This is a genomic window from Bacteroides salyersiae WAL 10018 = DSM 18765 = JCM 12988 (assembly GCF_000381365.1).
GTDB lineage: Bacteria > Bacteroidota > Bacteroidia > Bacteroidales > Bacteroidaceae > Bacteroides > Bacteroides salyersiae.
Genome location: NZ_KB905466.1, coordinates 687199 through 700154, shown reverse-complemented (window position 1 = coordinate 700154; position 12956 = coordinate 687199). Strand labels below are relative to the sequence as shown.

General features: G+C 42.6%; 11 protein-coding genes. 1 reads left to right on the top strand and 10 read right to left on the bottom strand.

The window, feature by feature from the left end; all coding sequences use genetic code 11:
* Position 1: 1 nt before the first annotated feature.
* The 10 genes from HMPREF1532_RS02845 to mnmE all read right to left on the bottom strand — a co-directional run bounded on the left by HMPREF1532_RS02845 (position 2) and on the right by mnmE (position 10888).
* Positions 2-1333: an ATP-binding protein gene (locus HMPREF1532_RS02845; RefSeq protein ID WP_005924515.1), complete on the bottom strand. Its 1332-nt coding sequence runs from the start codon at positions 1331-1333 to the stop codon at positions 2-4.
* A gap of 127 nt (positions 1334-1460) precedes the next feature.
* The gene (locus HMPREF1532_RS02840; protein WP_005924512.1) at positions 1461-1988 is read right to left on the bottom strand and encodes a hypothetical protein; all 528 of its coding nucleotides are present in this window, start codon (positions 1986-1988) and stop codon (positions 1461-1463) included.
* Between the two features lie 4 nt (positions 1989-1992).
* Positions 1993-3207, bottom strand: a complete 1215-nt coding sequence (locus HMPREF1532_RS02835) for a relaxase/mobilization nuclease domain-containing protein (protein ID WP_005924509.1) — start codon at positions 3205-3207, stop codon at positions 1993-1995.
* Positions 3204-3632: a plasmid mobilization protein gene (locus tag HMPREF1532_RS02830; RefSeq protein ID WP_005924505.1), complete on the bottom strand. Its 429-nt coding sequence runs from the start codon at positions 3630-3632 to the stop codon at positions 3204-3206. Before HMPREF1532_RS02830 ends, HMPREF1532_RS02835 begins: the two co-directional genes overlap by 4 nt.
* 334 nt (positions 3633-3966) lie before the next feature.
* Positions 3967-5037: an AAA family ATPase gene (locus HMPREF1532_RS02825; protein ID WP_005924503.1), complete on the bottom strand. Its 1071-nt coding sequence runs from the start codon at positions 5035-5037 to the stop codon at positions 3967-3969.
* Positions 5038-5040: 3 nt separating this feature from the next.
* On the bottom strand, positions 5041-5415 hold the full coding sequence (locus tag HMPREF1532_RS02820; RefSeq protein WP_005845215.1) for a helix-turn-helix domain-containing protein: 375 nt from the start codon (positions 5413-5415) through the stop codon (positions 5041-5043).
* A 103-nt stretch (positions 5416-5518) separates the two neighbouring features.
* On the bottom strand, positions 5519-6322 hold the full coding sequence (locus HMPREF1532_RS02815) for a hypothetical protein (protein WP_005924501.1): 804 nt from the start codon (positions 6320-6322) through the stop codon (positions 5519-5521).
* 170 nt (positions 6323-6492) lie between these two features.
* On the bottom strand, positions 6493-7608 hold the full coding sequence (locus HMPREF1532_RS02810) for a tyrosine-type recombinase/integrase (RefSeq protein ID WP_005924498.1): 1116 nt from the start codon (positions 7606-7608) through the stop codon (positions 6493-6495).
* A gap of 109 nt (positions 7609-7717) precedes the next feature.
* On the bottom strand, positions 7718-9184 hold the full coding sequence (locus HMPREF1532_RS02805; RefSeq protein WP_005924495.1) for a helix-turn-helix domain-containing protein: 1467 nt from the start codon (positions 9182-9184) through the stop codon (positions 7718-7720).
* Between the two features lie 306 nt (positions 9185-9490).
* The gene (mnmE, locus tag HMPREF1532_RS02800) at positions 9491-10888 is read right to left on the bottom strand and encodes a tRNA uridine-5-carboxymethylaminomethyl(34) synthesis GTPase MnmE (protein WP_005924491.1); all 1398 of its coding nucleotides are present in this window, start codon (positions 10886-10888) and stop codon (positions 9491-9493) included.
* A gap of 135 nt (positions 10889-11023) precedes the next feature.
* On the opposite strand from mnmE, the gene HMPREF1532_RS02795 reads away from it, so the two are divergent.
* Positions 11024-12898 carry a PAS domain-containing hybrid sensor histidine kinase/response regulator gene (locus HMPREF1532_RS02795; protein ID WP_148301697.1) on the top strand — a complete coding sequence of 625 codons (1875 nt, stop codon included), beginning with the start codon at positions 11024-11026 and terminating at the stop codon, positions 12896-12898.
* The last annotated feature ends 58 nt before the right edge of the window (positions 12899-12956 follow it).

The following is a 12956-nucleotide window of genomic DNA, read 5'->3' as shown; positions in this document are numbered from 1 at the left end:
GTTACATATCCTCCATTGTCCAAAGGCAAGTCTCGATGTCGTAATTTGAGAGAATGGCGTTTTTGAGATGCTCGACCTTTTCGGTGAAGAGTTTGTGGTCGTAGTTGCGTCGTTGACGTTTAACCTCGGCTACCAATGCCTTTTTTCCTTCGGCTCGTATGCCTACAATGTCTATCTCGTTGGCTTCTTTGCCTTTCTTGCGTTCCCACCACGAGCCGATGGCTGAATATTGATGGCTCTCTATCATCTTCAGACGGAAATATCGTTCGAGCATCAGTCCTGAGAATGTAGGGTAATCCGATTCGATTATCTGCCGAAGAAGTACGAAATTCCGTATCTCTACGATGGATTGATTCTTGTCGTAGTACCTGAACCAGAATTTCAGGAAATTGTCGTTGATTTCGTAGCGGATGGCTTGTGTGCGCTCTTTCGACATTATCGGTCGCTGACGAGTGATAAGAGAGTAGTCATCAATCAGACGACGGAGTTGTCCGCCGATACTTATTCCTCCCAACGCAACTTCAATATCAGACTGATTGTTTATGCCAGAGGCAATGCAACTGAGTATTGAGAAGTAGATGCCATAGTCTTTGCCAAACTCTTCAATCAGAATATTCTTACCTTCATCTGTGAATGGAGAGTTATCGCGCACGATGTAGTCAAACATTCCGGAGATGGACAAGTCAGTATTCTCACACAATAATTCTATGTATTTCGGGACACCGCCGGTGATTGAATATAGTGCAAGCAGTTCATCGTTATCATAACCGGGACGGTAGTCGTTCATTATCTCTTTAAGAGTATCTGTGCCAAATCCGGTAAGACGGATGATATTGTCAGCCCTGCCGAATAGCGGTTCTTTTGCCCCTTCAAAAATACGGTGCATCATCGAAAACACCGAACCCATCAGAATCAAATTTACATGAGTTTCCTTACGATATTGGTCCCAAATATTCTGCACATCGCTGAAAACAGATGGATTTATTTTTTCGAATTCTTGAAATTCATCAATTATGAGATTGAATTTTTGTGCCTTTGCCAGTTCCATAATCATCTGGAAAAGTGAGCGGAAACTTTTTATCTCCGCAGGTATATAACAGCCTAAAACAGAGACAATCAGTTGTGAGAACTCCGCACACAGAGCAGCCTCATTCTTGCGGCTTACAAACAGATACACAGTAGGGTAGTCTCCTTTTGTGGCTTCCACTGCAAGCGATGTCTTGCCAATTCGACGCCTACCTGTAATCACCGTCATGCGTGAATGACTGTCAAATGAGAGCTTTTGAATGCGATGCAGCTCCTGCAATTCAGATGTACGATTATAAAACTTCATAGTAAATTCCCTGCTATTTATAGTAACCACCGTAACAGTTACGGCGGTTACAAAATTACAAATAATCTCTGATATGACCAAACAAACGCCAATGATAATTGATTCCTAAAGATTCGGTAACTTTCAATTATGTCCATTTATCCAAAATCTTCGGTACGATTATAGCCATGGCAGTCCCCGAAATTGCAATAAGGGCACAGATGGCAACTGCTTTCCAAATCAGACTTGAATGCAATATCTCAGCGTTTGCCACTATCATGCTAACGAAAAAAGAAGATAGGGCTACCAGTATTACAATAGTGATGTAAAATGTGGTAGCCGGAATATGGATGGCATTGCCGGATTTCTTCATTCTTCGCTCGGCTTCCTTGCATTTGCTCTCAATCTGACCGAGAAAATCACATAGAAGCCTTGCCCCAAATTCCACTGCCAGTTTCTGCATTTCTGAAGAAATGATAGGTTTACACTCTCGGATAGAACCGGACAGACTTTCGACCTCCGTTCTCAACTTGAACACGTTGTCGTTCAGCTTGGCAAGTTCTTGCGCATTGATATTGAGCAGGCGGTTTTCTTCCTCCTGATATTCATTCTTAGGATTGGACTTTATTGCTTCCGCTTCAGCCATTTCTGCGGAAAAGTCGAATTTCTTTTTCATTTGATTATCGTTTTAATCCTGATTTTGGTTTCTTTCCGAGTAGGCGACCGGCAGCACGAGCACATCTTCGTGCCCATTGCAAATCGTCTTCGTCCTTATCTCTCCAAGGCAAATTACTTTGTGAACCTCCACCACCACTTCCGGTGGTAACGTTGGGCGTTTCAAGCAGTCCGACAAAAATAGCTACAGCCATATCGGTAAGTTCCTGACTGTTCTCAGTATCTCTGTAGTCAAACTTATCGTTGAAATATTCAAGTACTTTTTCCGGAATATAGAACCGATGTTCCTTATCGTCATGATTAAGCGTATAGGAAATAGTATCGGGATGATAAGTGCTATATCTGGAATGCTCTGCGGATGCTGACGGTTTGAGATTCTGCTCCGTTTGAGTTTCCTTAGGCTGATTGCTAACAGCGGCAACTTGCGGCTTATGATGCAGCTTGTCCCATGTTTTAGGGAGTTTTGAAATCATCAGATTACGGGCAACACCTAATTCGGAAGCCTTGTATTTGGTATTGCCGTTTACAAGTGCGTAGCCCCTGATAACGTGTTGCGCATCCTTTCTTTCGTGTACAGAGTAACCTTTTCTTGTGAGGGCATTTTTGTATTCTTCCCAAGACCATTCAGACATTGATCTCAGTGCATCCATACAATCACGATTCACCTGATGGATATTGGTATATCGGATTTGCACAGCAGTAGTCCAGCCCCGTTTCTTTGCTATTCGCTCGGCAGCACGTTGCGCACGAAGATGAATGTTGTGGTCGTTGTTGATGTTACCGTCTTCATCCAAACGGCAGACAGCAGCATGAAGGTGAGGAACTTCGCCATCGGATTCCTTATGTAGCCAAACTGTATATTTGCTGTTAGCCAGATTGGTCTGGCAGGAACGGACTTTTCCGTCCTTACCGGTAAACACTTGTTTGTCAAACTCCGTAGCGAAATCCTGCCAGAGCTTTTGCCAGTCTTCGATGTCGAAGAAACGGGTGTGTTCGGCAGAGGGGCTTAGCTCGATTCTGATGACCGAGTTCTTAATGGGTTTGAAACGTGATAAGGTCAGTTGCATGGAGTTCCATATCCCCAGAGTATCCGGTTGCGACGGCATCAGATTGTCCAATACCCGATAGATTTTCTCCGGGTGTTTTTTGTTCAGAGATTCGCCGGTAATATAACGGATGGCGTTTATGCCGTGCGATATTGCTTTAGCTTTTGCTATCATACTTCTTCGGATTTTTCGTTAGATGGAATCTTATTTCTCTCTTTTACGGCGTTGAGAAATTGGCAGACGCTTTCAGCAATATTGCCAAGCTCTTTGAGCCAGCCTACCATGAACGGCACCTGATTGAACAATATCATTCGTTGCTTTGTGGACATTCCACGAAGTGCAGAAGTGTATTTTACAAGGTCTGACCGACAGTTGTCCAGATTCTGCAATAGGTCTGTTTCTTCTTTTGTGAGCCTCGGTCTGGGGCGGTAGTTGTATGCGCAGGCAAGCAAGTAATCGCTTACTGTCATACCGCATTGATCGGCCTGTGACTTTATATACTCCTTCTGACCGGGAGTTACTTTTGCTCCGATAAAAACGGATCTTGTTTCTTTTTTCTCCTCTGGAGATTGTGTTTGTTCCTCAATATTTTGTTCCATATAAATCATTGTTATAATAGTGAATAGGTGCGAGCTTGCGAGTACCGCACCAGCAAAGTCTCTGAGCGGGCAAGGATGCCAATGTACAACCGTAACGCAGTGAGGTTATACCTTGGCATATCTCGCAACAGTTACCTGTTGATGCTTCACGGCAAGCCGTATAAGATGTACACACAGAATCGGCAAATGGATTGGAATCAGGATTTGACATATCCTACAATAAAAGGGTAGGAATGAATACTGCATACTGCAATCCTTGACCACTTTGCTTTATTCCTATATATACGCCCCCTGTACTAAAGTAAAGTTCTACGGTTGTACTGATTCATCAAGATTAATAATGGTAGTCAGGATTGAATTGGTATTCTTTCCCTTCTTTTATCACCATCCGTTTATTGCCGAGAAAGGTAGCTACTTTGACCGCTTTGTTATGACCGAGTTTTACACCCTGTAACCCGTAGCCGTTTTTCAGTCGCTCCAGATAGTTGTCGTAACCGGTAATATTGCCATCGGCGAAAGTGGCATCCAACGCAGCACGATGTACGCTCTCCGGGATTTCCTTGTATGGCTCAAAAGGTTCTTTGGTCGGTCGTCCGAGTTTCTTCTCTTTGGATATATAGGATTCCACTGGTTCAGGCAAGGCACATTCGTTTATGCGGAAAGCGAAAGGCTCAAATTCCCGGTCTCGGATATGAATGGCTTCAATACAACTGATAGTTTTATCATCTTTATCCACTTCCACCTGCATGATGGTTTCTGCCTTGTTGTTGAGTTCCGTGCCAATGTGACCACGGGCATGTTCATCATTCTTGTTCTGATGCAGGATGGTGTGGATATGAATCTGACGGTCGTCAGTCCACTGCATGAATTTGGAGATTATATTGGTGGCTTCATTCGGAGAATTGATGTCGTACATAAAATCCCTGATGCCATCTATAATGACCAATCCCAAATTCGGAATTGTGCCAATGGCCTGTTCGACTATTGCAAGTCTCATTTCGGGAGAATATTTCCGCAGACCTAACATAATCAGATTGTCAGAATCGGCATCCTTTGGTAATCCAGCCAAACATAGAATGCGTTGTAGCACCTTTTGGCAATGAGGTTCTCCTTGTTCGGTGTCGATATACAATATCGTCCGTTTATTTTCTGGGAACGATGAACGGTAATGGAGTACAGTACTATTGGCCAATGCGGAAGCGGCAATGGCTGAAACATTGAAAGTCTTCTTGCTCTTGGCTTTACCGATGGATGCACTGAAGTTTCCCAATGTTCCGATAATGGAGTCATCCACCATCAGCACCACAGGCGACTGTTCGTATGTGTTGGCTACGCTCACGGTAGCCTCCTTTATGTAAATAGCCAGTTCCTCAGCGGATGGAATGTTATTGTTCGTCTTCTCCATAGCCTACCAGTTTTTAGAGTTTGGTTTACGACGATGGGAAGCGAGCAGCGCATCATTCTCTTCCTCGAAACTTTGCGGAACGGCAGTCTTACGGGATGACTCCAACCATTTATCCAGCTCATCTCGATAGATGTAGAGGTGCTTGCCTTGTTTTATAACCGGAATATCGTCCTTTTTGACCTTGTAATAAAAGGTCGATAGTGGCATTTTGAGATAGGCGCAAGCCTCCTGCACGGTCATGGGGACGTGCGTGTTCTCCTTGACTTCGTTCTGCTTGGAAAGTTTTTCGGTCAGCAAACTTTCCATACTTGCGATTCGGTCGCATAACTCTCCCAGCACTTCGGGAAGGTCATTGAATGTGAATTGATTCTTAGACATGATTCAAATGTTTTATTTGTTAAACATGCTGCAAACCAACACAATGATACTATGCAGACCTTCGCCAGCAGAGGGTAATTTTTCAGTCAGCGATGGAATCATTTCAGTCGGTCAAAACCACTGTCTCGTCGTCTGCTTTTTTGAGGCAATTGAAATAATACTCTCCTTTTAGGGGAATGTCAAGTGGGATTTTACAAATACCTGTAGTCCGTAGATTTTTTGATAGATAAAACAGAGTAGCATTTTTCAATTCGTGTGAGAATATGGTTTTTATGAATTCTGCGCATTTTTCCACCGAGATATTCAACCTTATACCGATATTCCATACAAAATGCCGTATATCAAGAGTGTTTAATGGGGTGTCGAATTTGGAACGTATGGGCTTGTATAAATCACATTGCCCATGGGCAAAGCACTCTATGTTTTCGTGAAGTGTAATAAGGTCGTTTTTTGAAAGAAATTCAGCCATACTATATGTTGTATATTCGTGCATAACACGCATAATGTCAGCTTGCTGCTCTGTCTTTACCCGTTCTATTTCAGCTATGCGTTCGTCATAACCATCTGTGTAATCATTCTTTACAGTCGGCACTTCTATAACTTTCATAACTTCTACTTCCGGGGTAATGGTATCAGATGGCTGCGTGATTTCAAGTGGGATGAATTCTTTTTGCTTGCCAAAAGAAATACATACGTTATTCTTGATAAGGTGGCGATAGAAAAATCTTTGAGAAAACGCGCATGAAAGAGTTAAGAGTACGATACTCAATATAATAGGTGTGGTATATTCCATCAGGTTTATTTGATGGCAGTTATAAAGATAAGTGGCGATTACCGAGTATGAAGTAACGCTTACAGCAAGTATGAAACTTGCCTTTTTCCTGTGAATTTGAATACTATCTGTCATAATCTATTGTTGTTTGGATGAAATGATAGTGCAAAGTTATAAGCACATTTCCAGATAGTTATAAATAAGTGCAGTAAATCGGTCAATTTTTAAGAAAATATAGGCTTAGAGTATGATTTTCGAGTGATTATCATACTCTAAGCCTATGAAATGTAGCAAAATAGGGGAGCTCACCCCTTGCGTATCAGAGTGATTTTCTTGCTGGCTTCACGCTTGTTGCTGTCCACGACTTTCATGTAACGCATCGTGGTGGTGATGCTTTTGTGCGCCATTATGCTTTGTATGGTACGGATGTCAGTACCGGCAGCCCCTTGAAGGGTTGCGAATGTTCTACGATATGAATGGAATGTTATGTTCTTGGTTATTCCGGCAGAACGAATCCACTCTTTCATTGGTACTTGTGTCCAACTACGCATAAGTCCCCTGAATACCAGTCCTTTCTTCTCAGAACTGTATCCTATCAGCCCTAATGCTTCCTCGCTGATGGGAATGATGTCTTCCGCTTTGTTTTTCTGTGTGATGATATGCACACATTTTCCTCCGGCAGAGTAGTCCACTATGTCTTCCCAACGTAGGGCGAGGATATCGCTGATGCGCAAGCTGGTCATACAGGAAAACAGCGATGCGATTTTTACAATAGGCTTTTTACATGGCGTTTCAGCTAACTGGTACAATTCTTCAACAGATAAAGCTTCTTTCATAGTGTCTTCTGTTTCAATCTTTTCCAAGAAGTCATTGACATTGGTCTTTATCATCCCATTGCGATATAGTATTTTCAAGAATCCTCTGAAAGTAGACCAATATCCTGATGCAGAGTTTCGTGTGATACGTCCGTTGCGTCTTAGTTTTTTGGCGCTCAGAAGGTATTCCCGAAACTTGTTGCACAGGTCGATGTCAATCTCTTCAAAAGTGCATTTGCCGTGTACGAAGTTCTTGAAATGGAGATAGACGAACTCCCATTTCTGGTCGTGCTTGCGGAGCTGCTGGCGATAGTACTCCAAGAAATCACCCTTGAGTTTGTACCTGTCGAAGAAGTCATACCGTTCATTTACAACAGATTCAAATCTGCGGCAACGGATGGCTTCGGCTTTCTCGGTCATTACATCGTTGAAATTCTGCTCCCGTTTGTTCTTCGGATTGGCATAGATATAAATGCCAAGCGATTCGTGACGGATTACTTTCATTGTTTCCTTGTCTCTATATCCCGGATAATAATCCAGATAGAACGACAACATTTTGTTCTTTAGAGGTCTTGTCCTCAATGTTACAGTTTTACATTCGTGCATACTCTTCTATATTATATTGTTATTAATAATTTGCTGCAAACCAACGAAATGGTTCTATGCAGACCATGCCCATTGTTGAATAATTTTCCTGTCTGCAATAGAATAATTTTCAGGTGACGGATTTTTCAGCCATCACATTATCAAAATCCTCTATTAGCAGGAACATGGATTTGCCGTGGTGCATTTTTCGGATGTTGTTATAGCGTGCATAGTTATAGACATCATCCCTACGCAAACCATATTTTTCCATCGCCTCAGTCACGCTGTAATACTTTTCGCGTTGGTCGAAACCTCCGTTCTTGATGATGTCGATATGGTCTTTGGAGTATTGAACCTTGCCATAGACTACACGGGAGGGGATTTTGTGGCGATGTACAAACGAGCATCTGGCATCTTTGCTCATACCGTATATTTCTTCCATTTGTTCTGCGCCAATCCATTCTTTGATATTGTCAGCAGCTTTGTATTTGGCGAAGAAACGGTTTACTGCCAGTTGTTCGTAGTAGTTGAACCCTCCGTGACTAATTTTCGGGATGTCGTTTTCACGGCACAGCCTGCAAATGGTTTTCTTGGTCATCTGATATGTGACTGCAATCTGTTCCGACGAGTAGTAGCCATCGGGAATTGTAAAAGGCTCTTTCTGTACCTGCTGACCGGATTTGCTTTCGCGCTTCTTGGGTGTATATGTACCGTCCCGATGCTCACGATATACCTTGTCAAACTCGGTGCGCAATACCATAGTCCGGCTTCCTTGTTTGAACCTCGTTATATCGTATTTGTTGACATAGTAACTGATGTTTATCTTGGTAAGCCCGTATTCCTTGGTGATTTCCGAATAGGTATAATAGTCGGGATTCAGTTTGTCCTGTTTTTCTTTGATTGTGTCTATATGGGTACGGGAATAATACACCTCGTGGTGACGGTTGATTCGGGGAATGTTGTGCCGCAGGGCAAAGGTGACAACGGCATTACGGCTCATACCGTATTTTTCCATGACCTGCTCCGGGGTGTAATAACAGTCCGGATTGATTTCTTCGGCAAGGTCGGCAAAATACTTGTCTATGAGGGTGCGGTTGTAGAACACACGGCTACCTTCTTCAACTTTTGGGATGTTGTATAGTTTGCAGCGACGATACAGGGTTTTCTTCTGGATTTGGTATTTCTCCAGAATCTCATTCGTGGTGTAATAGATGACGGTCTGTTTCCGTCCATAGTTGCGTTTCTTGTAGTCGGGTGCATTGTCGAACATCTTTTCAATGTCGGATTTGCGTATGATGGTACGCCCGCGAAGTTGCAAAGCCCGAATGATACCGGCAGCCATGTGTCGGTAGATGGTGGCACGACTGATGCCTAAAAGGGTAGCGGTTTCGGCAGGGGAGAGGAACGGTTTGCCACCCACAATGCCGACTTCCTGCATCGGTTGTTCGCTTTGCCTCGCTTCGTACTCCTGCAATTTCTGCTTGCGCTTCCTGTCCTTGTACGCTTTTTCTGTACACGATTTGCTGCAAAACCGTGTTACCATCGTGTGTGCTATAAATGGTTTGCCGCACCACTGGCATTTTCTCTGTACCTCCATATATTGGTCGCCTTTAATTTCGTCGATTTCGTCTCAACGCGTCTCACAATTTCTCACAGCGTCTCACGCTGTGTCTTCTATAGCGGTTCCGCTCATTCTCATAGCGTCTCACATCGTGCCTAAGATGTCGCTATGATGAGTGCGAGAAGTCCGCTTATTTGTTCGGCGGTAGAATTATGGTACAAAAAGATGCTGAAAATCGGTAGTCTGTCAGAATTGACAGGAATGGACATAAAAATAAAAGTCGCTGTATTTCAGCGACTTTATTCTAAATGGTTATGGTTGCTTATGGCTGTTTACAAGCCGTTATTTGCCGATGCAGAAATTTTGAAAAATATTCTGCAATACCATGTCATTAGTAACCTCTCCCGCGATATCCGATAGATGAAAAATACATTCGCGTATATCCTGTGCCAAAAAATCTCCGGAAATATTTCTGTTCAATCCTTCCTGTACACGGTGTATGGCTTCCAAAGCAAGACTAAGTGCTTCGTGATGACGAACATTGGTGACAATAACATCATTTTGAGTGATTGTCGGTAAATGAGCAGCTTCAGTCAGCATCTGTTGTAATTCATCTGTTCCTGAATGTTGTTTTGCAGAGATAAAGATCGAATTTATATCAGTTTTGGGAAAATTCGTTAGGAGAAACAAAATGGCTTCTTTCTGCTCTTCTCTGATGAGGTCGGATTTATTAAAAGTGAGGATCAGGTGTTTGCCTTCGCAATGGGGGAGGAGCTTTTTCGATAGTCCTTCTATTTGCGAGGGGGCGTCTGTAGCATCGATCATCCAAAGGATAATTTCCGCTTGATCAATTTTTTGAAAGGTACGCTCTATACCTAAATTCTCGATTGTATCATTGGTTTCACGAATGCCCGCCGTGTCGATGAAGCGAAAGGTGATACCATTGATGTTTACGGTATCTTCGATGACATCACGGGTGGTGCCGTGAATGTCACTGACGATGGCTTTGTCTTCATTTAACAAAACATTGAGGAGTGTTGATTTTCCGGCATTCGTTTCACCGATAATAGCTACAGGAACACCGTTCTTGATAACATTACCTACATTAAATGAATGCACCAGACGGGCTATTACTTTTTCTATGCTATCTGCCAGTTGCAACAATGCGGAACGGTCGGCAAATTCTACGTCCTCCTCACTGAAGTCCAATTCCAATTCTATCATAGAGGTGAAGTTGAGTAGCTTTTCCCGGAGATCTGTCAGCTCTTTACTGAACCCGCCTCGCATCTGACTCATGGCAAGGCGATGGGTTGCTGCTGATGTTGAAGCAATTAAATCCGCTACCGCTTCCGCCTGGCTGAGATCCATTTTACCATTTAAGAAAGCTCTTTGTGTAAATTCACCGGGTTGCGCCAGACGACAACCGTTTTTGATAAGCAACTGCAATACCTGCTGGAGGATATAGCTGGAACCATGGCAGGTAATTTCAGTACTGTCTTCTCCTGTATAAGAATGGGGAGCACGAAACAGACTGACAAGCACTTCATCTATTATTTCTTCTCCGTTGTAGATATGGCCGAATGTGAGGGTATATGGCTTTCTGCCGGTTAATTTTTTCTCAGCTTTCACAGGAATAAATATCCGTTCAGTGATGTCAATGGCATGGGGGCCGGAAACACGAATACTTCCGATAGCACCACCTTGAGCGGTGGCGATGGCGCAGATGGTATCTTGATTCATTGTTTTTTATTTTATGAAAGGCAAAGATAAAACTTTCTGAAGAAAAAAGAGATAACTTTGGTGCAAGTTATTCTTTATAATTCATATCTTTGTTTATCATACAGCAAAACAATACATACCATGGTAATAGAAGAAATGAATTCACTGACAAAGGATGAGGATTTTGATGAACTGAAAAATAAATATCAAGAGATAACCTCCGTTTTGGCCGCGCATCAAATAGCATTGTGGGAGTATGATATCTCTACCGGACAATGTAGTTTTACGGATGACTATTTTCGTATATTGGGTCTGAGAGAAGCAGGCATCGTATTTGAAAATATTGATGACTTTTATCAATATGCCCATCCGGAAGATATCGTGCCTTACCGGAATGCTTTTTCACAGATGCTTGAATCGGAGGACAAGACATCTCAGATACAGGTGCGCTGTATGGGGTGTCATGGTGAGATTATCTGGCTGGAGGATCATTTCCTCTCTTATCAGAAGAATGAAGCGGGACACCCCGAAAAGATAATTGCATATACTATTAATGTTACTTCGCAATGTGAGAAAGAGTCGCATATCCGGCGACTGGAAGAACGGAACCGGAAGATTATTGAAGCTTTGCCTGAATTTATCTTTATTTTCGATAATAATTTCTTTATAACAGATGTCTTAATGGCTCCTGATACGGTTTTGCTGCATTCGGTGGACGTTTTAAAAGGTGCTGACGGACGTTCTATCTATAGCCCTGAAGTCAGTGATTTATTCATTCGGAATATTAATGAATGTTTGAAAGACGGGGAAATGAAAGAGATAGAATACCCGTTGGACATTGAGAATGGCAGGTATTATTTTCAGGCACGTATTGCTCCTTTTGAAGGTAACAACGTGTTGGCTTTGATCCATGATATCGGAGAAAGGGTGCAACACGCTAAAGAATTGATCGAAGCAAAACGGAAAGCGGAAGAGGCGGATCGGATGAAATCTGTTTTTCTGGCAAATATGAGCCATGAAATACGTACTCCACTCAATGCTATTGTCGGTTTTTCTGAGATTGTTGCTTTTACGGAAGATCCCGAAGAAAAAGAAGAATACATAGGCATCATCCGTAAGAATAGCAATTTGTTGTTGCAGTTGATCGATGATATCCTTGATTTGTCACGTATTGAATCGGGGAAGTCGGAGATGCAACTTCAACCGGCGGAGATCTGTACGTTGATTGATGAGGTCGGGAAAGTACATCGATTGAAGATGAAAGAGAATGTTGAGTTTAAAGTAGTACGTCCGGAAGAGGAAATAGTTACGGTGACGGACCGTAATCGGGTTACTCAAGTATTGTTCAATTTTCTTTCCAATGCTATCAAGAATACGAAACAGGGCACTATAACATTGGGGATGTGTAAAGAGGGAGATTGGGTAAAGTTGTTCGTCCGTGATACCGGTTGCGGTATATCTAAGGAGAAGCTCCCCCTGATATTTACCCGTTTTGAGAAATTGAATGCTTTTGTACAGGGTACAGGATTAGGATTACCTATCTGCCAAAGTATTGCAGAACGTCTTGGCGGACGGATCGAAGTAGAATCTGAATTGGGTAAAGGGAGCGTGTTCGCTTTATATCTGCCTTATCGACAAATCCATTCGTCAGCAGATGAGGGGACTGCGTATAAGACAGGGCAAAAGCGGATTCTTGTGGTTGAAGATATCGAGGTCAACTTTATGCAGATAAATGCTTTTCTAAAAAAAGAATATACTATTTTGTGGGTAACGAACGGGGAAGATGCTGTGAAAAGTTTCTTACGGGATACTCCCGATTTAATCTTGATGGACATTCGTATGCCGGTGATGAATGGTATTGAAGCTACTGCAAAAATTCGCACCATGTCTGCTGATATCCCCATTATAGCAGTGACGGCCCATGCTTTTTATACAGAACAGAAGCAGGCGTTTGCTGCCGGTTGTAATGAGGTGGTATCTAAACCTTATTCCATGGAGCAGTTAAAAGTGGCAATCGAGAAGTATATCTGATCCTCTTTTTCATGTCACAACAATTTGTAGGGTGGTGTGTTATAATATAGTATTATAA

Coding starts and splice junctions, on each gene's coding strand:
- HMPREF1532_RS02845 (WP_005924515.1), bottom strand. CDS start 1,333: ATGAAGTTTTATAATCGTACATCTGAATTGCAGGAGCTGCATCGCATT.
- HMPREF1532_RS02840 (WP_005924512.1), bottom strand. CDS start 1,988: ATGAAAAAGAAATTCGACTTTTCCGCAGAAATGGCTGAAGCGGAAGCA.
- HMPREF1532_RS02835 (WP_005924509.1), bottom strand. CDS start 3,207: ATGATAGCAAAAGCTAAAGCAATATCGCACGGCATAAACGCCATCCGT.
- HMPREF1532_RS02830 (WP_005924505.1), bottom strand. CDS start 3,632: ATGGAACAAAATATTGAGGAACAAACACAATCTCCAGAGGAGAAAAAA.
- HMPREF1532_RS02825 (WP_005924503.1), bottom strand. CDS start 5,037: ATGGAGAAGACGAACAATAACATTCCATCCGCTGAGGAACTGGCTATT.
- HMPREF1532_RS02820 (WP_005845215.1), bottom strand. CDS start 5,415: ATGTCTAAGAATCAATTCACATTCAATGACCTTCCCGAAGTGCTGGGA.
- HMPREF1532_RS02815 (WP_005924501.1), bottom strand. CDS start 6,322: ATGACAGATAGTATTCAAATTCACAGGAAAAAGGCAAGTTTCATACTT.
- HMPREF1532_RS02810 (WP_005924498.1), bottom strand. CDS start 7,608: ATGCACGAATGTAAAACTGTAACATTGAGGACAAGACCTCTAAAGAAC.
- HMPREF1532_RS02805 (WP_005924495.1), bottom strand. CDS start 9,184: ATGGAGGTACAGAGAAAATGCCAGTGGTGCGGCAAACCATTTATAGCA.
- mnmE (WP_005924491.1), bottom strand. CDS start 10,888: ATGAATCAAGATACCATCTGCGCCATCGCCACCGCTCAAGGTGGTGCT.
- HMPREF1532_RS02795 (WP_148301697.1), top strand. CDS start 11,024: ATGAATTCACTGACAAAGGATGAGGATTTTGATGAACTGAAAAATAAA.